This window comes from Massilia atriviolacea (assembly GCF_003953935.1).
In the GTDB taxonomy this organism is placed as follows: domain Bacteria; phylum Pseudomonadota; class Gammaproteobacteria; order Burkholderiales; family Burkholderiaceae_D; genus Telluria_A; species Telluria_A atriviolacea.
The window spans coordinates 110283-137091 of record NZ_RXLQ01000016.1 but is presented as its reverse complement, the minus strand read 5'-3'; the positions used below and the strand labels follow the sequence as shown (position 1 = coordinate 137091).

General features: G+C 70.6%; 1 protein-coding gene (running past one end of the window). It reads right to left on the bottom strand.

Annotation, left to right across the window (positions count from 1 at the left end; translation table 11 throughout):
* A protein-coding gene (locus tag EJB06_RS24995; RefSeq protein WP_126076739.1) for an Ig-like domain-containing protein crosses the window boundary here: on the bottom strand, positions 1–26809 show its 5' portion. 10436 nt of this gene lie to the left of the window's left edge; 26809 of the gene's 37245 nt are visible here — the first part of the coding sequence; the start codon lies at positions 26807–26809; its stop codon lies off the left edge, out of view.

The following is a 26809-nucleotide window of genomic DNA, read 5'->3' as shown; positions in this document are numbered from 1 at the left end:
TCACTTCGCCCGCCATCCTGGCATGCACCAGGCCGTCGGCCGAAATCTCGGCAATCGCGCTGTTGCTGACGAAATAGCGGGTGCCGGACTGGGCCGATGCGATATCGGTGCCGTCCAGCGTGCGCACGCGCAGCTGGCGCAGTCCGCCCGCCACCGGCAGCACCAGTGCGCGCGGATAGACATCCACTTCAAAACCATCCTTGTCCAGCGCCGGCGCGGCCGGGGTCGCGCTGACGGCGACGGCATTGACCGCCTGCAGACCCTGGGCGCGCGCTTCGATGATGGCGCTGCCCGTGCCGGCGCCGCGCAGCGTGCCGTCGGCCCCGAGCGCCACAGCGCCCGCGTTGGAGGAATGCAGCTGCACGTAGTCGCCGCTCAGTTCCACGCCGGCCTGGTCGGCAAAGTCGCCGCTGACCCTGATGCGACCGGCGGCCCCGCCGCCCAGGGCGGCAAGGCGGTCGATATGCAGTTTGACCAGCTTGGCGCCGCTGACATTCACGTTCAGCACCACCGGTTTGCCCACGGCAAAGCCGTCGTCCGCGACCAGCGTCACCGTGGCCGGTCCCACATAGCCCGGTTCCGGGGTAAAGATCACCGACTTGCCGTCGCTGGACATGCGCGCACTGCCATGGCTGGCGGAGGCGACGGTCCAGAAAACGGCGTCGCTGGCGCGTTCGGAGAGCGAATCGAGACCGACCCGCACGCCGAGGTCGGCATGCGTGAGCGCACTGGTCACAGCGCCGCTGGCCAGCTGCGGCGCCGCCTGGGCGCGCCAGCCGAACATGGCCGACAGGATCTGGCGGTCGCTGGCGTTGACCAGGCCATTGCCGTCGATGTCGGCCTTGGCCCCGGCCTGGTCGAACAGGGCGCTGTCGACGCCGTCGACCGCGCCGTCGCGGTTGAGGTCGCCCGCCACCGCCACGCTCAGGCTCACGCCCCCTTCGCCACGCAGCGTCAGCAGCTTGAGGCCGGCCTCGGTCACGCGCAGCAGCACGGTGGTGCGTCCGCCATCATGGCTTTCGCCGAGCACGCTGGCGCCGCTCGCACCGAGCTCGACCCTGGCCCCGCTGGTGGTCACCGCGATCAGGATCGCGCCGCTTGCGCCGGGCACCTTGATGGTCGAGGCCAGTTCGCTGTCGCGGATGGTCAGGCCAAGGTGCACCGGCGTGCCGGCGGACAGGACCCCGTTCCAGCTGCCGCCGCCATCGGCCCAGCCGGAGGCCTGGCCCAGCTGCGCGCTGACCGTCTCGGTCATCAGGCTGCCATCGGCGCGGTAGCCGTACTGCGCGCCCATGCCCGGCGTATTGATGCTGCGCGCCAGGATCAGGCGGCCCTGCTGGTCGTAGCGGTAGGCCACGCTGGCCTCGCCGGTCTGGGCGCCGGCCAGCATGCCGCTGACGCGGCTGATCCGGCCGTCGTCGTCACGGATGAAGTCGACGCGCGCCGGGCTGGCGCCGCCCACCAGGGTCACGCCGGCGTCGCCGACCAGCCATTGCAGGCCGTCGGCGAAGCGCACGGCGGTGGTCTTGCCGCTGGCGTCGAGCAGGTAGCTCACGCCGTCCGGCCCGGTCAGGCGGTAGGCCGCCGGTTGCCATGGCAAGCCGCTGACCTGGTCGAACAGGCGTTGCCCCTGGCGTTGCAGGTTGACCGGTTTGGCGGTCGCAAAACCGCCGGCGTCGGCCACCACGGCTTCCAGGGTCCAGCCCGCGCTGCTGCCGAAGGAAGGATGCAACACGCTCGGCGCGCCAGGCTGCGTGCCCAGCGGCTGGGCCGTGGCGCCCAGGGTAAAACTCAGGTACGGCGCTGCCGCACCCGACGTCGATGGCGCCTGCAGCCACAGGCGCGCGCCCGTGGACCAGCCCGCCGCCGCGCCCGGCGCGCCCTGGAGCGGCTGGTCGCTGCTCAGGCCCGTGTCGAGCAGAGGGAGGGTCCAGTTGCCGAATTGCGCATCCTGCGCATCAGCCGCCGGCGCCACCCGGGTCAGCGCCAGGGTGTGCCCGCCCAGCTGGAACACGGCGTCGGTCGCGCGCGCCTGCTCCAGCTGCTTGTCGGCCGAATCGACGATGACGCGGCTGTCGATGGTGCTGGTGCGGCCCGACAGGTCCCAAGCGCTCAGGCGCAGCTGGTAGGCGCCGTTGGCCAGGGTCGACGGATCGAGCCGGGCCAGGTCGACCAGGCCGGACGCGGCCAGCGCCGGCGTGCTGGCGCTGCCCAGGGTGCGCCAGGCGCCGCTGCCGGCGGGCGCGATCTCGAGCTTCCAGCCCATCAGCTGGAGTTCGCCGATACGCGCTTGCAAGGTCGTGCTGCGGTTCACCAGCGCGGCCGGCATGTCGGCGCCTTGCAGCGCCCCGCCCCAGCCGAGCGCCGGAGCGCCCAGGTCGAGCGGATCGCGCACACGGATCGTCTGCACATAGCTCGTGCTGAAGCCATCGACATCGCTTGCCACCACACGCATCTCGGCAATGCCGGGGGCCATCGCCTGCAGGCGAATCCGTCCGCCCGAGGCGAGCGCGACCTCGGTCCAGTCGGCCGCGCCCACGGCGGCGCCGCGGATCTGCACCTTGACCGTATGCATGGCCGAGAAACTGTCGGCGCGCACGCTTGCCAGCAGGGTCTGGCCCGGCGTCACCGGCGCCGACGGCGTCAGGTCGACCAGCACTGCCGGCGCGTTGGCGGCGTTGTCGGCCACCGCGCGCAAGGTGAAGGTGCGCGACACCGTCTGGTAGCCGTCGCGCACGCGGGCGGTGACGACAAAGTCGCCGATCTGCCCCGCTCCGGGCGTCCAGGTCAGCGTGCCTTTATCGGCGTCGTACAGCGCGCCCTGCGGCAGGTTGTCGAAGGCCACGCTCAGGGCTGCGGTCTGGGCCGCGCCGTCGGCGTCGCTCACTTGCAGGCCGCGCGGGTCCGCCGTGCCGGAGCGCTTGACGATCGGCAGGGTGAAGGTATCGCCCTGCTTGACCGCATGGTTCGAGACGGCCAGGGTCGGCGCGCGGTTGATGTCGAACAGGCGCACCTGCACCTGGCGCGTGCTCGTTGCCACGCCATCGCTGGCGGCGAAGTTGAATGTGTACAAGCCGCTGCTGGCCGCCAGGTTGTCGATCGCCTGGGCGTCCGGCGTCCATTCGAAATAGTTGTTGCTGCTGTTGAAGTACACGCCGGCGGGAGTACCGGCGTCGCGCAGCAGGGAGAGCACGACCGGATCGGCGTCCGCGTCGGTTCCTTGCAGCGTAAAGCCGAGCGTTTCGCCTTCGCGCACCAGCTGGATCGGCAGCGCCAGGATTGCCGGCGCCTGGTTGACGTTGTCGACCTTGATCGATATGGTCCGGGTCGCCGTGGCCGCGCCATCGCTGGCGCGCACGGTCACGCTGTAGACGCCGCTGGCGGCGGCAAAGCCCGGGGTCCAGCGCAGGCTCACGCCCGACTGGCCCTCGGCGCCGTGCGAGACCTGCATGGTCATCCCCGGCGGCATGCCGGTGGCGCTCCAGTTCAGCGCGTCGAAGTCGCTGTCGCGCACCAGCACGTCGATCGCGAGCGGCACGCCTTCGGTCGCGCCGACACTGCTGCCGGTGGCCGAGGTGGCCGGCGCGGGCGCGCCGTTGACGCTCACGCCGAGCACTTCCGGCGCCTGGTTCGATGCGCGCACCACGATGCGCATTGCCGTCGTTACCGTGTTCGGCACCGGCACGACATCCGGATCGGACCCATGCCCGGCATTGGCCGGCGGCCTGCCGCTGTCGGTGACGCGCAGGCTGAAGTCGTGGCCGCCGATCTGCGCGGCGGTCGGAGTCCAGACGATGGTCGCGTGGCCGTACACCGGATCGATCTCGATCCGCGCGCCGTCCGGCAGGCCGGGGGCGGTGAAGCTCAGTGCATCCTGGTCGGAATCGCTGACGATGACCGGGATGCGCAGTTCCTGGCCGGCCAGCGCCACCGTGCGCGGCGCCACCGACACCACAGGCGGCTCGGTCAGGCTGCTCACCGAGACCATGAAGGTGGTCGAGGTGGTCAGCGCGCCGTCGCTGGCGCTGACGGTGATGGCGTAATCGCCGCGGTCGTTGGCGCCCGGCGCGAACTGCAGCGTGGCGCCGGTGGCGGTCTGGATCAGGCGCGCGAAACGCGGCAGGCCGCTGGTGGAAATCGTCACCGGCAAGCCGTCCGGATCGGTGGCCGTGACCGGAATGTCGAGCAGGCCGCCCCTGGCCACCCTGGCCGCGACGATATTGCCGATGACCGGCGCCCGTTCGGCGTTTTCGACCACGATCGACAGCACCAGGGTGCTGGTGCGGGTGACGCCGTCGGCGCCGGCGATGCCGGCCGAGACCGTCACCTGATGGGTGCCGGCCTGGGCGTAGCCGGGAGTCCAGTCGATCAGCAGGGTGTCGCGGTTGAACACCGCGCCCGCCGGCAGGCCGTCGACCTGATAGATCACGTGGTCGACGCCCGTGGCCGGCCGCAGCGGGCCTCCCGGCACCAGGCGCAGGGCCGGTTCGAAGTCGGGGTTATGCGGGTCCAGGGCCAGCACCGATACGCTCAGTGCCTGGCCTTCGAGCACTTGCCAGTCCTGCGCGGTGTGGAATTGCGGCGCCGCATCGGCGTGCAGCACGCCCAGGCGCACGGTCCGGGTCACCGAGGTTTCGGTGAAGGTCGCGCTGCCCGGCGCGGTGTAGCGCGCCGTCAGGGTGAGCGGCACGGTAAATACGCCTTCCTGCCCGAATGCCGGCGTCCAGGACAGCCAGCCGCTGTCCGGATTGAGGGTGGCGCCGCGCGGCAGGGTTGCTGCATCGTAGCGCAAGGTGATGACGGTGCCGTCGGCCTGCAGCAGGCCGCCCGGCATGCTGCCGCCGAGCTGGAGGCCGAAGCTGTCGCCTTCGCGCAGCGTCTGCGCCGCCAGCGGCGCGAGCACCGGCTTGGCGTAACCCTGGAGCACGCGGATCGCAAAGCGGCGCACGGCGCTGCTCTTGCCGTCGCTGGCGATGACTGTCACGTCAGGATAGTCGCCGGCCTGGTCGTAGGACGGCGTCCAGCTCAGCATGCCGGTGGCGGCGTCGAAGACCGCGCCGGCCGGCAGGTTGCGCACCGAGATACTGAGCGGGTCGCCATTGGCGTCGGCGACCACGATCGGCACCGACAGCGACTGGCCCTCTGTCAGGGTCACGTCGCCGAGCGCGCCGATGACCGGCGCGACATTGGCGCCGGCCACGGGCAGCTTGAAGCGGCGCACGGCAACGCCGCCGCGGCTGTCCTGCACCCGCACCAGGATCTCGGTGGCCGCCGCATCCATCGCGCCCGGCGTCCAGCGCAAGGTGGCGGTGTTGACGTAATCGCCGGCGCCGCCCGTGACACGCGGATCGGGCGTGAGGGTCAGCCCGGCCGGCGCGTCGAGCAACTGCCAGAAGAAGTTGACGCCGTCGCTGTCATGCGCGCTCAGGGTGGCGCTCCACGGCGTCCCGGCCGTCGCGCCGGGCAGATCGATGGCCGCGCCGGTATCGGACGGAATCGTCTCGGTGCTGCCGGCCGCCACCTGGGTGCCGTTCGACACGTAAGCCGCGTACGGCACCACCAGCCCCACCACCGGCGGGGTATTCTGGTACGGCGCGGCGTACACGCCGTGGCCGAGGTTGAACTTGACCAGCGCACCCGAGCCCGGGGTCGTGCCGAACTGGCTGGCCGGTACCACGGTGACGGTCTGGCCGGCCAGCGTGGCGCCGACGCCGAGTGTGCCGCCCTGCGCCGTCAGGGCGGCGCTCAGGTCGACCACCCAGAGGGCGGACTGGTCGCGCAGCGCCCCCTGCGGCATGGCGCCGAAGTAGCGGCCCGGGTCGAGCAGCAGCGTCAAGGGGGTGCGCAGATCGCCGCTGCCGATATTCTTGATGCTCACGTCGTAGCTGACCGCGCCGGTGGCGTGGTTGGCGCGGGTATTCGAAAAACTCAGCTCGACCTGGCTGGAGAAGTCCAGCAGGGTCGTGAAGGTCGTGGTATATGCCTGCGGCAGGCGCACCTGGGAGGCGCTGCGGATCTCGCTGGAGATCGTCAGGCGCCACATGTCGCTCGCCAGCGACGGCAGCGTCAGCACCGCCGAACGGGTGGCCGCGTCCCAGCGCACGGAAGACGGATTGAGGCTGACGCCGCGCTCCGATCCGGTCGGCGTCAGCCAGTAGTTGTCGGGATTGAGGACGCTCGACGGATCGAAAACGTCGGCAGCGTCGGCCCACATGTCCTGGTCGAAACTGATCGAGATTTCATTGAGCGGCAGCGGCACCATGGCGCCGTCCGGCACGCTGGCGCCGACGATATGCGGCGGCTTGATCGGCGCAATCTCGTCGATGCCCCCGGTCTGCGCCACCAGGATGCGGCCGTCGGCCGTGGTCAGCAGCGTTTCGCCGCGGGTGCCGCCAGTAGCCACCTGCAGCAGGCGGCGGCTGGCCAGTTCGACCATCCACACCGCGCCGGTGTGCGCCGCCGCGCCGCCGGCGACGGTGGCGCGCTGCGCCGTGCTGGTCGAGGCCAGCAGCACGCCCGCCAGCGGCGAGCCGGCCTTGCCGAAGCTGATTCCTTCGACGATCCCGGCCAGGCGGTATTCGAGCTGCGCGCGGCCCTTCTCGCGGCCGCTCATCGGGAAGCTGATGATGTCGCTGGTGGCCCGGGCCTGCGACGAGACGATCTCGGAGCCGGTCCAGCGCACCGCCCACAGGCGGCCGTCCGGGCCGAAGGCCATCTCGCGCACCGGCACGTTGGAGAAGTGCTTCCACGGATTGGCGCCGGTTGCTGCGCGCGGATCGAACACCTCGACCCCGTCGTGCGACGATACATAAATCAGTCCGCTGTCCGGATCGATCGCCAGCGCGTGCGTGAGCGGCGCGCCGCCCGGTCCGGACTGGCGCGACATCAGCACGCCGCTGGCGGCGTCGAGCTGCAGCAATTCGCTGCCGGTCATGACCCACAGCTGGCCGAGGCGGTCGAGCGCCATGTCCAGCACCGGGGCGTCCAGCACAAACAACGGCGCAGTCGCGTGCCCGCCCTCCTTCGAGAAGCGGAACACCTCGTTGCGCGCGCTGCCGGCGCTGGCGAGGATGCTGCCGTCGGCCAGCTCCACCATGGCCAGCGCGCCGATGTCGGCCGCGCTCGATGCAAAGCCGTCGGCGAAGCCGCGCAGCATCATCGGGGCCAGCACGGCGCGCAGGTCGCCCGCCCGGGCCGGCGCCACGAAGCCCGGCAAGCCGGCGCGTGCGGTCTCGAACAGGCTGTTGGCCGGATACGTGCGGTCGGTGCTGGCGGCCGGCAGTTCGGTGCTCGGCGTCACCACCTGATTGCTGCCCAGGCCATCGCGCACCTGCTGCGCGGTGCCGTCGTCCGGCAGCACGGCGTTGCTCACCGAACCGGCTTCGCGGTTGCCGGCGCTGTCGACGCCGGTCGCCAGGAATTCGTAGGTATGGCCGGCCTTGCCGGTAAACAGCAACTGGCCGTCGGCCTGCGCCAGCTGGCGCTGCCAGATGCGGAAGTCGCCGCCGTCCTCGGCCACGTACAGGGTCACGCTGCGCACGCCGCTGGCGTCGTCTTGCGACGTCCAGCGCACGTCGTAGGTCGGCGCGCCGCTGGCGTCGGCGCCGGCCGACTTGGCCACCACCGTCGTTTCCGGCGCGCCGGCGTCGACCTTGTAGCTGATGCGTTCGCTCTCGGACGGCGGCATGCCGTCGAAGGCGGCCACGGCGCTGCTGACCACCTCGGCGCCGCTGCGCGCGTCGGGCGAGAGCTGCACCGTGTAACTGACGAAACCGGTGCCCGACTTGGGGTCGCCGGCGACCGGCGCGAGCAGGCCGCGCAGCGCGTCCTTGAGCACTTCGCCGGTGTTCGGATCGATCGCTTCGAGCAGCCAGGTGGCGATGCCCGATCCGGCATCGATGCCGGCCGAGACGCGCAGGATGAAGCCCTTGCTGGCGCTGAAATCGAAGTCGCCCTGGAACACCGACTTGTCGTCCGGGATATGCACGTTCAGGTCGCCGATCTTGATGTCGTTCAGGCGCAGGGTGCGCGCATCGAGGCTTGGGTCGAGTTTGGTGGTGATGCGCATGGTGCCGACCGGGCTGTCGGCCGGATTGCGCAAGCCCACCGAGAACGGCAGCGCCACGCCGGCCGGCAGGTAAGACCCACCTTGGGCGTTGGGCACGGTTTGCGGGCCGCGCACGCTCACGGTGGCCTGCGCCGCGCTGGCGCGCGCCGCCGTCTGCTGCAGGTATTGCGCCAGGTTCAGGGCCTGCGGGCCGACCGGGCGGAAGTCGGCGTCGAGCAGGCCCAGATGGCGCCAGTATTCGAGCTCCGAACGGGCGCCGGCGAAGACGTTGAAGTTGAGGAAGTGGGTGCCGTTGGCCGCGTCCGGATGGAAGTCGGCCGCGTTCGGCAACACCGGCACCGGCACCTCGACCGTGCCGGCCATGCTTTCGCGCGTTTCCTCGTAGTCCACCTTGGTGACCGGCACGCCCTTCTGGCCGGCGGCGAGCGCGCTGTCGCCGTACCATTCCTGCACCTTGCTGAAGAAGGCCAGCACATCGGCCTGGGTACGGTAGCTGTCGCCCTCCTTGCCCAGCAGAATGCCGCTGGCCAGGGTCGCGTTCAGGCTCACCACCAGCGGCTGCAGGCGGATCGGCGGCGCTTCGTCGCTCGGACGCAGCAGGCCGGCCGCTTCCAGCGCGGCCAGCCAGCCGCTGTTCCACTGGGCCTTGTCGGCGGCCAGCACCTGCAGCGCCGGCGGGGCCAGCCGGTCCTGCATGATCGCGGCGCGCAGGCGTTCGGCGTGCGCCGCCTGGTCGGCGATGAATTCGGCGCGCGTGAGCGCCGTCGCGGCGCCGAACACATTGAAGCGGAACGGCATGCCGAGCGCTTCCAGTTCGCTCACGTGGACCTGGGCGTCGCGCGACAGGAAGCGGCGCGCCAGCCCCGGCTGGATCTTGTCCAGCCCGGCCACGCCCTCGTCCAGCACACGCGCCGCCTTCCAGTCGGGACGGTTCATGTACAGCTTGTTGCGCAAGCCCTCGAAGTCGTAGGCCATCCATTCGGCCAGGCCGGGATAGGTCTGCACGCTGAAGCTGGCGCCCACCACGCCGCGTCCGGCCACGTCGAAGGCGTAGCCCGGGGTCAGGCTGAAGCCCTTGCTGTTGATCTGGTTGTCCAGCGCGGCCCACGGGATGTCCGTGCGCGCCAGGCCGCTGGTCGGGCTCTGGCCGTAGGTCTGGGTATTCACGCTGCCGGGCGCGGTGGCGCCGGCCGGCTGCCCGGCCACATTCGAGGCGAAGGTCACGTACGGCAGGTTCAGGCCGTCGAGCACGTTCGCGCTCGGGCCCATGCCGGAGGCGCCCAGGTCGAAGCGCACATACGGCGTGTCGACGTTGGACAGGCTTTGCAGGGTGACGCTGAACAGCGCGCTCTCGCCCGGCGCGATATTGGTATTGCCGCCGATGCCGATGCTGACGTCGGCGTCGATCGCGCGCGTGACCAGGTAGCGCACCGCTTCGGTGACGCTCTGGCCGTCCGGGTTGGTGACGACCACGTCGTACAGGCCGTGCGGCACGTTGCGCAGGTCGAAGACGGCGCGGATATGGGTCGCGTCGAGCACTTGCCAGCGTTCCGGCTGGATCTCGAACACGCCGGGGCGCGACAGTTTCAGCAGCGCGCCCGCCTTGAAGCGGGCCCCTTCAATGTCCACCGAAACCCAGCGGTGGGCGTCGTCGCCGGTGCCGCCGTCGGTTGGCGTCACGCGCGTGATCGACAGCGGCATCAGGTCGGCGCGCACGGTGACCGGGGTGGCCGGCGCCGACGAGCGCGACTTGACCAGGATGTAGTAGTCGCCGGCCCTGGTGCTGGCCACGACCGCCTGCTGGCTTGGCGCCACGGCGCGCTGGTAGGCGGCGTCGTAGTTGTAGCCGCTCGGCACCTCGCCGTAGCGGATATACACCTCGTTGGCGCCTTCGGTGGCGCTCGAATCGAGCGAGAAGCGCAGGGTTTCGCCTTCGGCCACGCTGATCTTGTAGAGCAGGGTCTGGCCGCTGCTCAAGGTGGTGGTAAGCGGGCTGGCCGCAGTCAGGACCGGCACCTTGACGCTGAACGCGCCGGCGGAGGCGGCCTGGTTGTTCGCTTCGCCGGCAGCCATGTGCAGGCCGGCCGCGTCGTAGCCGACATCGCCTTCGTAGACGTCGTTATAGATATCCGGACGCACGATCACATACCACTGCCCGTCCTTCAAGGGCGGTACGATGGCGCTGACGCTGCCACGGTAGGACTCGCCCTTGGCCAGGTCGCCCGTGCGCTGCTGCTTGCCGAACGGAATCGCGCTCAGGTCCCAGGTCGGCTTGGTCGACAGGTAGACCGCATCGCTCCAGCGCCCGCGCGCCGGATTGTCGGCATGGTTGGTGACGGTATAGTGGATCGTCGCCAGGCTGCCGGGCACCGCGTCGGCCGGGGTGTCGACCAGCACTTGCAGGTCGGCCGGCTTGGCGGCGTCGATCAGGATCGCCTGGGCCGCGGCGTTATTGCTCTTGTTCTGTTCGAGCACCTTGCCGTCGTCGCGCGCGCCGAGCGCGCGCGACGGGTCGGCCACCACGAACACGTAGTACTGCCCGTTCATGTCGGACGGCGCCTTGAGCGTCAGCGCCATGTCGTAGCCGCCCTTGGCGTCCAGGCCGTTGCTGTGGCTGACATAGCCCAGGAAGCGGTCCTTCGACATGTCCAGGTTGCGGTCCTTGGACAGGTAGATCACATCGTTCCAGCCGCCCTGGTCGGGCGGCGTGGCGCCGCCGTTGTTGTCGACGCGGTAGTTCACGGTGAAGTCGCGTCCGGCCTCGATGGCCTCGGTGAAGGGCGCGACCCTGACCGCCAGGTCGGGCGGTTCGACCAGGGTAATGCCGACCTTGACGCTGGCCACGTTGTCGGCTTCGCCGGCGAATTCGGCCACCGAACCGGCCCCGCGCCCGTCGAACTGGCCGATCACGCTGATGCCCTCGCGGATCGTGGAACGCGTCTGGTACGGGTTCAGGTCGGCCGCGATATCGGTATCGGCCTTGACGATGATGTGGAAATCGCCGCCGATCGAGGTCGGCAGGGTGAAGGTGGCGCTGTTGGTATAGAACTCGCCGGGCTGGAGGTAGCGCGGCTTGCCGTCGGCGTCCGACAGGACGGTGCTGCGCACGCGCATCAGGCGTTCGATCTCGCTGCCGCGGTCGACCAGCGCGTGGTCGGTGACGTCGAGCGAATCGTCCACCGACAGGAACACGCCGTCGCTCCAGGCATTGGTGCGGGTGGCGCGGTTGCCGGTGTTCCACACTTTCCAGCTGACCGTGACGGTCTGGCCCGACAAGGGCTTCTCCGGCACGATCGTGATGCTCGGGTCCACCTTCAGGTTCGCTTCGGCGTAGGCGATGTCCAGCGCGCCCCTGGCGATGTTGTTATCGTTGCGCGCGCCCTCGAACACCGAGCTGCGGTACAGGGCGTCGAGCGCATCCTTGTTGCTGCCCGTGAGCGCTTCGTCGGCCGCCTTGTAGGCCAGGCTGCTGTCGCTGAAGGACGGGCTGAGGCCGGGCGCGTGCACGGCGTCGGTGATGACGTAGATGTAGTACTTGCCGCTGGTGCCCGGCGGCAGCTTGACGATGGCGCTGGCGCTGTATTCCACGCCGGCGCCGAGGCCGTTCTCGTTCGAATGCACGGACGAGCCGATCTGGACCGCGCGGCCCGGGATGAAGGTCGGATCGGTGCTCAGGTAGATATTGTCGATCCAGCCGCGCGTGCCGGCCCAGACCGCCGCGCCGGCATTCCTGACGGTCCAGTTGACACGGATCGGTTCGCCCGACATGCCCCCTTCCTGGGGCTGGACCGAGACCACCTGCAGGTCGGCCGCGCTGTTGCTGACGACGCTGGCACGCGCCATGACGTTGTCGTTTTCCTTGATTTCCGACACATTGTGCTGGGCGTCGGTTTCGACCACCAGGAACATGCCCGAGGCGCCCGGATGCAGGGTGACGGTGTCGCTCACGCTGTAGCGTTCGCCCGTGCCGAGCGCGCGCTTCTGGCGGTATTCGCCCAGCAGCCAGCGCTTGCCGGCCTTGGACAGGTCGGCATTGTCGCTCAGCCAGACTTTATCGAGCCACTCGCCGTCCAGCGAACCGGCCATGCTGGTGACGCTGTAGCTGAAGCTGTACAGCGTGCCGGCCAGCGCCTCGGCCGGGGCCTCGAGCCGGTTCACATACAGGTCGGGCTTGGTCCCGATCACCGCGATCGCGCGCGCCTTGAAGTCGCTGCTGGCGATGTCGGCCGGGGCGTCCGGATTGACGTTGGTCGATTGCTGGTTCTGCGCGATGGCGCCGTAGACATCGGTCCAGACCACCAGATGGTAGTCGCCCGATACCGTGCCCTCGGGCAGGGTCACCTGCAGCTCGCCCAGGTAGGAAGCGCCCGCCTCCAGGTGGCCGCTGTGGCGCACCGTGCCCAGCAGGATATCGCCCTTGGAGCCCGACGGACGGGTCTTGTCGGCGCTCAGCCACACCGTATCGGTCCAGCCGTCGACGGCGGCGCTGTCGCCGCGGGTCGGGCCGGTGCCGAGGTTGCTGACCTTGTACTTGACCGTCACCGGCGCGCCATGCACGGCCTGCAACGGCGCCTCGATGTCGCTGGCGACCAGGTCGGCCAGCAGGGCCGGTTCGATGACGATCTTCTTGACGGCGGTATTGACTTCGTTCGGGAACTCGGCCACCTGGTTGTCGACGTCGGCCGCCACGATCAGGAACACCTCGCCGCTGTAGCGCAGCGGGATGGTGAACGAGGCCAGGGTGCTGCGGTAGTCCTTGCTCGCGTCGAGCGCCGAGCCGTTCTGCACGCGCCCGAGCAGCAGCGCGTTCGGTCCCAGCTTGCCGTCGAGCGAGAGGTAGACCGCGTCGGTCCACTGTCCGCCGGCCGGCCTGGTGCCTTTATTGAACACCGAGAAGCTCAGCTCGGCGCTGCCGCCGGCGATCATCCGCTCGGGCGCCTGGATACCCGAGGGCACCAGGTCCGGACGCGGGGTCAGTTCGATCGTGACCTGGCTGTCGCCGGTCAGGATGTTGTTGGCGCGGTCGGCGGCGTGCTCGTACAGCTCGGCGCCGCTGTTGGTGCTCACGCGCACATGATACAAACCGCTGAGCTGGCCCGGCACCCGCACTTCCTCGCTGCGGGTGTAGGTCTTGCCCTGCTCCAGGGTGTGTCCATAGGTGTAGGTGCCCAGCAGGATCGCCGGGCCGCCCGTCACCGGCACCAGTTCGAGCTTTTCGCTCCACTGGCCGCTGGCGTCGGCCTTGCCGTCGTTGCGGACGGTCCATTCGACCGTCATCAGCCCGCCTTCGCGCACGGCCGGCGGGGCCTTGATGTCGCTCACTGCCAGGTCGGGCGCCGCCGACAGCATCACTTCCAGCGCCGGCGAGGCGGCGCGGTTGTTGCCGGTATAGATGAACTCGAACGGCCCTTCGCTGGCCACGTTGAGGTAGTACTTGCCTTCCAGGCCATCGGGCAGCTGCACCGCCATGCTGCGGCTGTAGCTGTCGTCCTTGCCCAGCTTGCCCAGGTGCGAGGCCTTGCCCAGCTCGAAGGTCTTGCCGCCGCCGTCGGCGTTCTCGCTGAGCCAGATGCGGTCGGACCAGCTTGCGGTATCGGTGATGCCGATGCCGTGGTTGCGCACGGTCCAGCTCAGCTCCAGCAGCTTGCCGGACAGCGCCGCGCCGGTCGCCTTCACATCGTGCACCTGCAGGTCGGCGTACGGCTTGCTCATCACGTCGAGATGCTGGGCGGCCTGGTAGACATTGTCCATGCCCTTGTCCAGGCCGTTCTCCCAGACCTGGCCGGCGCTGTCGGTGCGCACGAACACGGTGCCGCGCCGGCTGGTGCCGGCGGCGAACTGGTAGGTCACGCTGCCGGTGTAGCTGGCGTCCTTGTCCAGCGCGCCGTCGTGGCGGTAGGTGCCGAGCACCATGTCGTCGCTGTCGCCGAGGATCTCGTTGCCCGAAAACACGACCACATCGGTCCAGGACACGCTGCGCCCGGCGCCCGTGCCCATGTTTTTCACCTGGTAGCGGATCACGGCCGTGGCCGGATCGCCGATGAGCTCGCCAAGCCCGTCGACCCCGGTCACTGCCAGGTCGGCGTAGCGGTCGGCCGCGATCTGCAGCGCGCTGTCGCTGCGGTCGTTGGCATTGGCGCCGTTCTGCGCGATCTTGCGCGCGTGGTCGGTCACCACCACCAGGCGGTAGCCGCCGGCGGCGTCCTGCGGCAGGGTGAACGCCAGGGCGCTGGCGCGGGTCGCGCCGGCGGCCAGCGCGGCGTGGCTGACCTCGCCGAGCTTGATGACGCCGCTGCCCGGATTGGCCGGGTCGCTGCCGACCAGGCCGTCGCGGGTCAGGTAGACCGTGTCGACGAAGCCGGCGGCGTCGGCGCTGCCGCTGTTGCTGGTGCTCCAGCGCAGCAGCACCGCTTCGCCGCCGACCAGTTGGCCTTCGAGGGCGATCGCGCCCACCGCCAGGTCCGGCGCGACGATCGCCACCTGCAGGCTGTCGATGTTGTCGGTTTCGTTCAGTTCGCGCACATAGCCGCTGGCGTCGGCCTCGACCTCCAGGCGCCACTGGCCGCTTTCCATGGCCGGCACCACGATCCTGACGGTCTTGCTGAAACTGCCCGGCGCCTCCATGCGGCGCAGCGCGCCCTCGTCGGCCAGCAGCACGCTCTTCGAGGGATCGGCCAGGTTCACCAGGCGCACCCGCTCGCGCATGTGGGCATCGACGGCGGCCGTGCCGCTGTTGCTGACCGTGTAGCTCAGCTCGACGGTCTCGCCCACCTTCCAGGCGCCCGGGGTGGCGGGCGCGAGCGCGACCCGCAAGTTCGGTTGCGGCTCGGGCAGCACCTCGGTGGCGCCGATGGCGGCGCTGACGTTGTTCTCCAGCTGGTCGCCCTGGACGCCGGGAGCCTCGGTCCTGACGATGAAGTACCAGGTGCCCTGCAAGCCTGCCGGCACGGTCGGCGTGAATTCGGCATCGTAGTGCTGGCCGGCGTCGAGCTGGCCCTGGTGGGTGACCGATCCGAGCAGGCGCGCGTCGCCCGCCAGGGTCGGCGTTTGCGACAGGTAGACCCGGTCCACCCAGCTGCCGATGCCGGTCGGGATGCTGCCCTTGTTGGTCACGCGCCAGCCGATCTGGGCCGGGCCGTTGGCCAGCGCCTGCGCCGGCACCGTGGCGAGCGCCGTGGCCAGGTCGGGCACGCCCGCCACCACCGTGATCGCCGCCGACAGGGCGACGTTGTTGGCGCGCGTATCCGGTTCGCGCAGGACGCCGTTGGCGTCGGCGACCACGGACAGGCGCACCTTGCCGGCCAGGCCGGCCGGGATCCGGATGGTGGCCGTGCGGGTGCCGCTTTCGCCGCTGCCCAGCTTGCTGGAGACGGTCAGGCTGGCCAGGCGCATGTCGGCCATGCCGTCCGCGCTCAGGATCACCCGTTCCAGCCAGGGACCGGCGGCCTCGGCCTTGCCGTCGTTGCGCACGTTCCAGCTGATCTCGACCTCCTGCCCTGCCGACACGCTGGCCGGGACCCGCACTTCGCTCACGTGCAGGTCGGGCGCGTCGCGCAGGGCGATGCCGATCTCGCCGCTCGCGCTATTGTTGGCTTCGGCGTTACCGGCCAGGCTGGTTTCGAAGATGCTGCCGATGCCCTTGCCGTTGCTGTCGGCGCTGACGCTGACGATGAAGCTGCCGCTGCCGGCCAGGCCGGCCGGCAGCGTGAAACCGAGCGCGCGCCGGCGCTTCTCGCCGGCCGCCAGCGGCGCCTGGTCGGCGCCGAACGCCACCCCGCGCTGCAGCACCAGTTCGCCCTGCGAACCGTCGGCATTCTTGCGGTACACGCTGACGTAATCCTGGTAGCCGGCCATGGCCGGCGCGCTGCCCAGGTTGACGTCGTCCCAGACCACGGTGACCAGCTCGCCGTCGCGCGCCGTTTCCAGCAGGCCGACATTCATCACCGTCAGGTCGGGGCCGGCCAGCAGCAGGCGTTCGGCCGTGTTGTCGGCGTCCGCCAGCAGGCCGGCGTTGAACTCGGCTACCTGGCCGAGCGTGTCGACGATGACGCGCAGGCGGAACCGGCCCGTCGCATCCAGGCCGGCCGGCCAGGTGAAACTGGCGCTGCGCGCGGCCAGCTCTCCTGGCGCCAGTTGCTGTGCGGTTTGCACCAGGTCGCGCAGCAATACCACCTTGCCGGTGGTCAGGTTGAGCAGTTCGACCCGCTCCACCCAGCTGCCGCTGGCCGGGGCGTTGCCGCTGTTATCGACGTTCCAGCCGATGCTCACTTCCTGTCCTGCCTGCCACTGCGCGTCGGGCGAGATGGTCAGGCTCGACGCTTGCAGGTTGGCGTACGGCGCCAGCGCGCTATGGAAGGCGACGCTGGCGAGATTGTCCGCCGTGTCGATATTGCGTTCGGCCTGCAGGTGCTCGACATCGCTTTCGATGCTGACCAGCAGCTCGCCGGCGCCGGCCTTGCCGTCCGGCAGGCGCAGCTCGACACTGCGCGCGACCGACTGGCCGGCCGGCAGCACGGCGCCGGCGGCCTGCGCACCGGGGAACGGCAAGCTGGTCTGCACCAGCACCTCGCCGGTCAGCGCATTGCGCACCACGATGCGTTCGTTGAAGCCGCCCACCGTGGCTTGCTGGCCGCGGTTGCTGGTGGTCCAGCCGATGCGCAGCGTGCCGCCCGACTGCAGCGGCGCGCCATCGCGTGCCGCCGTCACCGTCAGCTGTTCCGGGCGCAGGTCGACCGCGGCATGGCGTGCGTCGAGGTCGATGCTGCGCACCGGACCCGGATGGTTGACGAAGGCGGCCAGGCCGAAGCTCAGGCCGGCGGCGCCCGCTTCGCTGTCGTACAGCGCCAGGGTATAGCGTCCTGTCATGGTCGCCACCAGGTCGACATTGGCCAGCCCGGTCCCTTGCGGGAACGCCTTGCCGTCCGGCCCGATCAGGCGCAGGCGGCCGCTGTAGCTGTTGCTGTAGGTACCGGTGGCCAGGTCGAACGCCGGTTCCGCGGCGGCGTCGCGCAGCGCGATGAACAGGCGGTCGCCCGCCTTCACGTCGATGGCGTAGGTACTGATCTGGCGATCCGGTCCGTTGGTGTGGCCGTTGACCCAGGTGCCGCTGGAAAGCAGCGGCGCCTGCGCCAGCGGCAGCAGGCGCAGGGCATAGCTGCCGGCCTCGCTCTCGCCGGCGTAGACGGTCAGGGTGTAGTCGCCGGCGCGCAGCGCGAGCGGCAGGAAGGGATCGCTGGCGCCGGCCGGATACAGCGGGCCGTCGAACACCGGCTCGCTCAGGCCGGGCGTGGTCAGCTTCCAGCGCAGGGTACTGCCGGGCTGGACATTCAGGCGGTCGAACTGCACCGTGGCGGCGCTGTCCATGGTAAAGGAATAGCTGCGGCTGGCGCTGAGCGGATCGAGCGTGCCGCTGGCCAGTTCGCCCAGCGCCAGCGCGAGCGGCGCCGCAGCGGCGTCGCGATCGATCCGGAACGACAGGCTGGCAGCAGCGGCGCGCGCGGGCGCGCTGTGTTTCAGCATCAGATAAAGCGGACCGGCGCTGCGCACATGCATCGGGGCGCTGTCGCTCAGGGCGTCGCCCGGCGCGTGCAGCGGCTGGCCGAAGCGGTTGACCAGGGTCCAGCTGACGCCGCTGGCGTCGGCGCTGCTGCCGAGCGCCTTGAAGGCCAGGGTCGCATCGGCCCCGGCATCGAGGCGGTACAGCTGGGCGCTGCGGTTGGACGAGAGCACCAGCGTCGCGGGCGCGCCAAGGTCCAGCAGCGGCACCTCGGCGCTGTCGAGGCGGCGCATGGCGAAATCGAAGGGCGCGCTGGCGCCGGCCTGGGCGAGCGTGAGCGTGTACACGCCGGCGCCCAGCAGGGCCGCGCTGCCGTAGGCCGGCAGCACCGTGTTGCCGGCGGCATCGGTCAGCGCCACGCTGTGTCCCGGGGCGGCGCTGCCGTCCAGGTACCACAGGCCGGGCTCGGTCAGGGCGAACTGGAACACTTCCGGGCTGCCCGGCATGGCCGTGCCGCTGGCGGCAAACACCGATGCGGGCGGCGCCGGGACCGCCGGCAGGCTCGCCGGCGCGAGGCGGCGCGCCGAGAACGAGGCGGTGAGATTGACGCTGAGGGTAGCGATGCGCACCGTGTATTCGCCGGCCGCCAGGACCAGCTCGTCGATGGCAGCGTCGCCGCCTTCGACGACGCTGCGCGTGGCCAGCACGCGCTGGTCCGGCCCGATCACTTCCAGCACGAGCGTGCCGTAGCCGGAGCGGATGTTCTCCAGCGCGATGCGGCCCGGCTCCGCCATCTCGAACGTGAATCCCATGGTGCTGCCGCGCGAATTGAGGGGCACGTCGTTGCTGTACTCCCAGTCGAGCGGCTGCAGGTAATGATCGACCGGCTGCAGCGCACCCGTCAGCCAGCCGCCGTCCCTGGCGGCCGCGCTGCGGGTAACGAGCAGGAAGGCGTCGCCGGAGACCGGCGTGGCCACCCTGAACGGGCCGCCCGCCTGGGAGCGCGTCATCGCGATCTCGCGGCCCTCGGGGTCGAACAGGCGATACGCGATGGCCGGATCGGCAGCGTCCGGATCGAGGTCGAAGTCATACGCGTCGCGGGCCTGCATCGGCAGCCGCAGCACGCCAAAGGTGCCGGGAGCCGGCAGCGGCGCCTCGATCGCGAGGTTGCCGTCATCCTGCGCCAGGCCTTCCAGGGTCTGCAGCGCAAACGAGAACGATGGCGTTTCGGCGCCGTAGCCGCTCACGCCGATGCGGTAGCTGCCGGCCTCCAGGCGCACGGTGCGCAGGCCGGAGCCGGCCGGGCCGCTGGTCATCGCCACGGTCCTGCCGTGCGCGTCGACCAGGTCGAACATGCTGCGCGCGCCTTTGGCGTCGAGCACGATGGTCGCCGCCTGGCCCAGGGTGAACTGATAGGCGTTGGTGGCGCCGGCAGCCAGGGTGGCGCTGACCTGGTCGCCGACGGCGATGTCGCTCAGTCCATCCTTGCGCTCGAGCAGGCGCATCGCGCGCGTCGCGCTGGCGGGGCCGCCATCGACATACAGCACGTAGTCGCCGCTGGCCTGGAGGGTCAGGCCGGTGGCGCCGCCGATGCCGGCATTGGCGCCGGAAGCGACCAGCTTGCCGGAAGGATCGAACAGGGTCCATGCCGATGCGCCGGCATGGGTGCCGCCGAGGCTGGGATCGAACAGCCATTGCTGGCCGGCCTGGCCGGCGATGCGCCAGGCGCTGGCCGCTGTGCCCGGCACGGCCGTGTCGCTGACGCTCGCGCCGGGGGCCAGTTCGGGCAGGGCCGCGAGCGTGACGGCACGCACGCGGTACGCGGCCGGGGCCAGCCGGGTCGGACTCAGGCGCATTTCGTAGGTGCCCGCGTCCAGGCGCACCAGGCGGCGGCCCTGGAGTACCGGCACGATCACGGCCAGGTCGTCGCTACGCACCAGCGCGGCGGCGTAATCGGCGCCGTCCACGTCGAGCCAGACGTCGGCCGCTTGCAGCAGGGTGAAACCGTGGCGCGCCTGGTCGGCCGGGGTGGCCAGCGCGGCGCCGGCCGTGCTGCCCAGCAGGTAGGGCTGGACCGCGTTGCGGGCCTCGCTCAGCACCAGCGCGATGCTGGCGTCGGCGGCGCCGGCGGTCTTGAACAGCTGCAGGGTGTACAGGCCGGTATTGGGCGCCAGCAGTGCCACGCCGGCCGCGCTGGCGTCCAGCGTGCCGCTGGCGCGCTCCACGCCCCAGCCGTCGACCAGGCGGTAAGCGGCCGCTTCGCCGAACGCCAGCGCCGGCGACGGCGCCAGCCAGTACGCCTGGCCCGCCCGCAGTTGCATCTGCAATTGACGATCGGGCACGCCGCCCGTAAAGCGCACGCTGGACGGAGTGACCCCATCGGCCTGCAAAGGCGCACTGGCGCCGACCAGGCTGGCGCGGAACGCCAGCTGGGTGCTGCGGCCGCCGATGCGCAGGGTGTAGGCGCCGGGCGCCAGGGCCCAGGCCATGTGCGCGCCCAGGCTGGACATGCGCGTCACGTCGCCGGAGGGGCCGCTCAGTTCGAACGTGAGCCCCTGTGCGTTCTCGATGCCGTCCAGGACCAGTTGCCCGGCCTGGGTGGTGGTGAAGGCATAGCTGACCTGGTGCGCGTCATGCGAGAGATCGGCCCTGGCGACGCTGTCGAACGGCAGCGCTTGCGGCTCGCGCAACTGCTGGCTGAGGACGACCTCGACTTCGCTGCGCCCGCCGCTGGCCACCGCCAGCAGATAGCGGCCCGGCTGGACCGACGGCAGGTCGGCGGCCGGGGCGCCGGTGCGGCCGGCCCGGACCAGGCGGCCGTTGATGTCGTACAGGCGGAAGGCGCTGTCCGGCGCGCCCGGCATGCCGTGGATGAACAGCTCGCCGGAGGCATCGACCGCGACCTCGAACAGCACATGGCTGGCGCCGGACGGGACGCTGGCCCGGGCCACCGTGCCCGCCTGTGCCGCGATGGCGGCGCTGCGGTCGAGCAAGGTGAAGGCGGCGCCGCCGCTGCCGCCGTCGAGCGTCATTTCATAGTGCCCGGCCGGCACCCATACCAGCGGCACAGGCCAGCCGCCGGCGGAAATCGCTTGCGCCGCAAGCGTGCCTTGCGGCCCGCTCAGGCGCCAGGTGCTCCAGTTGCCGCCCTGCCAGTCGAGCGCCAGCCAGCCATCGGCCTGCACGTCGAAGCCGTAGCGCAGCGGGCTCGGGCTGCCGGCCGGCGCGACCACCGGCGCGGACAGCGCGATCGGCGTGCCCGCAACGACCGGCGTCTGGGGTGCGGCGCGCCGCTCGATGCGGAAGTCGGCGGCCGGGCCGCTGTCCGATTCGCGCAGGACGCGCAGGTAGATCGGGCCGTTCGCATCGGTGGTGCGCAACTCGGTGCTATCCCAGCCGCGCACGCCCAGCCGTTTTCCGAACCGGTCCATGGCAAGCACGCTGTAAGCGCTGTCGCCGGAGGGGAAACTATAGGTGAATACGTCCCCGGGCCTGGCCTCGACCCGGAACAGGGCCGCCTGGCCCACCTCCAGGCTGTCGAGCGCGACAGTCGCGCCGGCGTCCAGCACGCTGGCGGCCTGCAAGGCACGCGCGCGCAGGACGAATTGCCCGCTGCCGGGGCCCATGACGCTGGGGACGTTGAGCGTGACAGCATAGTCGCCGGCGCTCAGGTAGCGCTGGGCATTCCCGTACGAGGTCGGCGCATCGCCGCCGTCCGGGCGCAGCCAGACCTGGTCGCCCTCCAGCTGCCAGTCCAGGTTCTCGAAGCCGACAGGCAGGTCGAAGGCCCAGACGCCGGACTGCGCCAGATGGAATTTGAAGGTCACCGACTGCTGCGAGACATCGATGGAGTCCGCCAGTTCGAACGCGCCGGCGGCGCCCTGCACGCCCGCATCGATCACCTTGTCGACATAGGTGTTCAGGCTGATCGATGCGGCCAACGGCGCGCTGTTGCTGGCCGCCCCGCCCGCGTACAGGAAATAGTCGCCCCCGGCCGGCAGCCTGGCCCAGCCGGCCTCGCTCCATTCGCTGTCGGCGGTCTGTTTGAGCACCCGGCCCAGGGAGTCGAACAGGATCCAGTGCGCCTTCGATGGCGCGCTGTCATTGGCGAGGTCGAGCGTCAGCATGCTGGCGCCGTCCGCATGGAACCTGTAGAGGAAACCCTCGCGTCCGGATGCCGAGCCGATCGGCAGGGGCACGCCGTCGGCGGGGCTTGCGGCCACGTCCATGGCCTTGAAGCGCAGGGCGACATCGACCATCCCGGCGGCGCCGCCGGCGTCGCTCAGCGTAAGGCGGTAACGGCCCGGCGTGACCAGCATCGGGGTCAGGCGGTCCTCGCTGGCCAGGCCCTGGCCGCTGCCGACCTGGCGCCCGCTGGCGGCGTCGCTCAGGGTCCAGCCGAACGGCGCGTCCTGCGCCCGCGAGAGCTGGTCCCAGAACATCCAGCCGGCCTCGCTCACATCGACGTTGAACACGGCGGCCGCGCCGGGGATGCGCAGGTCGGCCTGTCCCGCCTGGTTCGGCGCCAGCGCCTGCGTCACCGGCACGCTGCCGGCCAGCGTGAAGGCATACGTCAGCGCGGCCGCGCCCGCATCGCCATCGGCCTCGACGCTGACATAGTAGCTGCCGGCCAGGCCGGCCACGAACACGGCGCTGTCGTTCCAGCCCTCGCTCCTGGTCACTACCTTGCCGTCGGGCGCGAACACGGTGTAGCGCAGATTGCCCGCGCCGCTGAGGGCGCCGGCCTGCAGCAGGAAACGCTCGCCGGCGACAGCTTCGACCCGGTACAGGGCGGCGCCCGACTGCGGCGCCAGCGAGCCGACCGTGCGCTCATTGGCGCCGAGCCTGACGGCGCCCGCCGCGCCCAGCAGGCGGAAGCGGTAACCGGCCGCATTCGGGCCGCTGACCGTCATGCGGTAATTGCCTGCCTCGAGCTCGATAAAACCGCCCGCGGCATCGCGCAGCGTATCGACCTGCGACGGCAGCGCGTCGTTGCTCAAGGTCAGGCTGGTGTGCCCGCCCTGCACCTGGTCGAACAGGAAGCGGGTTTTCTCGACCACGGAAAATTGAAACACATCCTGTTCGCCCGGCTGCGCGATCGTGCCGGCGATCTCGTAGACGCCGGGCAGCGCGTCGCGGCTGCTGTGCAGATCTTCGGGATAGCCCGTCAGCGCCTGCTGCCCGGTTTCCTTGCCGAAGCCGTCGTAGCGCTGCATCAAGCGGCTGTCCGCCGCGTCCCTGAGACCCTCGAGAAGCTGGGCCAGGCTGCCGTCCTGGCGCAGGCCGGCCGCGACCGGCCTGGCGTAGCTGCGCACTTCCTCCAGCAAGCCCAGGCCGTTGTAGAAGCGCTGCACCAGGCTGCCGTCCGGCGCCAGGGTGGCCACCTGCAAGCCGTCGCTGTCGTAGAAATGGCGCGTGCGCGCGTCGCGCGCGGGGTCGCGCGCCAGCACGATCGCGCTGTCCTGCAGCGCGCCCAGGGTCGCGCTGTCGACCCGCCCGGCCAGCACGGTCACGGCAACGATGCGTCCGGCGCCGTCATGGGTCGTCTCGGTGACGATGCCGTCCTTGTCGATGCTGTAGAGCAGGCGTCCGGCGCGGTCGTGGATGCGCCAGCTTTTCTGGTCGCCGGGCCCGCCCTGCGGACGGATGTCGGCCAGGCTGGCGCCGCTCGGCGCGCCGTCGGCGCCGGCCAGCAGGCCCAGTTCGAGCGCCTGCGCGTAGCGCACGGTGTGGGTCAGGTCGCCGCGCCCCGAATACACGTATTCGGTCAGGATGCCGGCATTGTCGACGCTGCCGGTCTGGCGCCCTTCGTCGTCGTAGAACAGCCAGGCGCGCGTCCGGTCGGGCGCGCGGCGCATGATCTGGCGGCCGTCGGCGTCGTAGAAGTAGGTGCTGCCGTCGTCCTGGCCGCGCACCACCGACACCAGCCGTCCGGTGCTGTCGTAGCTGCGGGTGGTGAGCACGCCGGCGGCGTCCTGCATCACGACCTTGTTGCCGGCGTCGTCGTAGGTGCTCACCGCGCTTGCCGTCTGGCCGTTGCCGACCGTGAGCAGGCGCCCCAGGCCGTCGTAGGTGTAGTGGACCGGCGGCGCGGACGCCGCGTTCTCGCTCAGCAGGACGCCGGCCTGGTCGTACACATAGCGCGTCGTGCTGCTGCCCTCGGCCACGCCGCTGGCATCGGCATCGGTGGCCACCCGCGCGTAGCGCGTCAGCGACGCCAGCTGGCCGAAAGCGTCGTACGCCATGTCGGTGCGCACGATGTCGCTGCGCACGGCGGCGCCGGGTTCGGGCCGCGCCGCCGCGCGCAGTTCGGACGCGATCTGGGCCGCCGTTTCGCTGCCGTCCAGGATGCCCGCATGGATGCGCGCCTCGGTGTAGTCGAGCGATGCGATGCGCTGGCCCTGGGCGTCGTAGCGGTATTCGTGGACCCGGCCTTCGGGGCTGACCACGAAGCGCAGCAAGCCGTGCAGCTGGGCGTTGCCGGGGGCGGCGTCGTAGAAATAGCGCGTGGCGCGCGCGCCGGCGCCGGCGTCGACGCTCTCGCTGAGCAGTTCGTTGCGCGCGCTGTAGACGCGCGTGGTGGTGCGCCCCTCGGCGTCGCGCGCAAGGATCTGGTTGCCGCGTTCGTCGTATTCCATGGTGGCGCTGAGCACGTCGTTGATCGTGATCGCGCCGACCTGGCCGTTCGCGCGCTCGAAGCGCGTCGTGACGGCCTTGGTCGTGATGGCGCTGAGCAGGCCCTGGTGGTCGTAATCGAGCAGTGTCGCGTGGCCGAGCGGATCGACGATGGTGGTGGAAGCGCCGCCGTCGGCGTAGCTGAAGCTGATCGAACGGCGCAGGCGGCCCGGATTGCCGGGCTCGCTATCGGCGCCGGCGCCGACCTTGAGCCCGATTGCCGCGCTGGCGCGCTGGCCGAAGGCGTCGGTGACCGTCAGGACCAGGCCGAGCTGGCCCTGGTCGCCCTCCAGCGGCAGCCCGCGCAAGGCGAGCGTGACCGGATCGAAACCCAGCCATGCCGGCAGCGGCTCGCCGTCGGCGCGCTCAACCGTGTAGCTCAAGGGTTGACGCGGCGCGGCGTCCGCCACCGCGGCGGCGGGCACCTGCCATTCGAAGGCGCGGCCTTCCTCGGCCGCCAGTTCGGCCGGGATGGCCGCCAGCACCAGCGGCGCGGCGGGGCCGGCGATGGCCACGTCGATCTCGTAGTGCGCGCGCAAGCCGTCGGGCGCGCTGCCGACCACCTTGAGCGTGAAGCCGTACATGCTGTATTGCTGCGGGGCCAGCGGCGTGCCGCTCAGGGTGGCGCTGGCGGCGTCGAACACCAGGCCGTCCGGCAAGGGCGCACCGCGGATGCCTTCGATGGTGTAGCTGACCGGGCCTGCGGGCGAGCGCATGGCATCGGCCGCGATCGTCAGGCTGAACGGCTCGCCCCAGGACAGCGTGGTGCTGGCGACGACCTCGCCGAGCAGCGGACGCTGGCTGGTATCGATGGCCTCGAACACCGGATCGGCGCCCGGGACGGTTCGCTCAGTCCCGGTCTGGTTGCCGAATTGGTCGAAGTGCAAGGTCGTGACACGGCCCTTGCCATCGTCGGTGAAGCTGCGGTGGACGCCGTCGGCATCGTGGCTGTTGCCGCTGCGCGTGCCGTCGGCCAGGGTCAGTTCCTCGCCGTGCGCGCCGTCGAAACGCTGCCAGTTCACCCCGCTGCTGCCGTCGGCATTGGTAAATGCCGAGCGCATCTCGCCGTCGAGCTGTTCGTCGCGCCCGTGGCTGTTGTCGGTTCTTGTCCACTCGCGTACGGTCCCGGTGTCCGTGTAGCTGTAGCGGATGCCACCGGCTTCCTTGCGCCATCCGGCCCCGCCGCCGAGGGTATATGCCACCTCCTCGTAGTCGCCGGCCGGCACGCTGGTGGTGACGCGCTCGAGGACCTCGAAGGAATCCGACGAGCGGTAGACCAGGACGGTTTTTTCGCCGCTGCCGTCCGGCTGGATGCGGCCCTCTTCCTGCAGCATGCCGTAACGGGAAGTGCGATAGCTGATGCCGCCCGAGGCGTCGGTCGTGCTGACCGTCTCGCTACCGTCGGCGTTCTGCCAGCGCCGGTCGAGGCCGTTCTGGCCCCAGGAAGAAAACACCGTCTTGCCGCTGGCGTCGACGTCGACCGACTCCGGCCAGCCGCCCTGGCCCGGAAAGCGCGTTCCGCTGCTGCTGCCGTCGGCATGGTAGCGCGTGTTGCCGTGGCTGCCATCGGCCTTGGTCCAGGCGTCGAGGATCCTGGTGTCGCTGGCGTCGAAATGGCTGACCACGCGGTTGCCGGCGCCATCGTCGCTGACGACGTTGTAATGGCCGTTGTCGTCACGCCCGCTTTCGTTGGTCAGCGCGGCGATCCGGTACACACCGTCCCGGTTGGCCCAGACGAAGGTCAGCGCGGTGCCGTCGCTCTGGCGGATGCTGGCCAGTCGGCTGCTGTCGCCGTCGTAGGCATAGCGGGTGCGGTAGACGACGCCGTCGGCGATCCGGCCGTCCAGCGGGGTCAGGTCGACCGTGACCGTCGACAGGCGGCCGCGCGCATCGTACGCGTAGCTGACCTTGTTTTGCGTGAGCGGCGCGCCTTCCGCATCATGGGTCACGGTGCTGACGTGGTCCAGGCGGCCCTGGACGTAGTGGTAGAGGACCTCGTCGCCGCTGCTGCTGACAGCGCGGCTGAGCAGGTCGCCGGTATAGTCGTACGATACCGTGTGGCCGGCGCCATCGGCCAGGGTGCGCAGGCGCCCGTCCGCCAGGTCGTAGGTTTCCACCAGCGCCATGCCGGCGTCGGTCCACAGCAGGTGTTCGCCGCTCAGGGCGATGCTGCCCTGCCCGCTTTCGGCGGCCACATAGCGTGCCCGTTCCGCGTTCCAGTGGAACGCGGTGCGGGCGCCGTCGGCGGCGGTGCGGGTAATCAGGCTGCCGGGCTTTCCGGGCTGGCCGCTGAGGCTCAGGCGGCGGGCATAGAAGCCGGTCGAGGCGTCGGCGGGCGTGCCGTCCATCTGTCCCTGGCTGTTATAGGTGCGCATGACGCCAAGGTCGAGGCCGTGGTCGAACAGGCGTTCATCCTGGGTTTGCACCACGAGGTTGCCGGTGGCGGCGTTCACAAACACTTTCTGGCCGTTGCGCCCGGCGTCAGCCTGCGACAGCAAGCCGCGCTCGCCCAACAATTTTGCCGAACCCGCATTCACGCCCAGACCTTGCCCGTTTACGATCGCAACCAT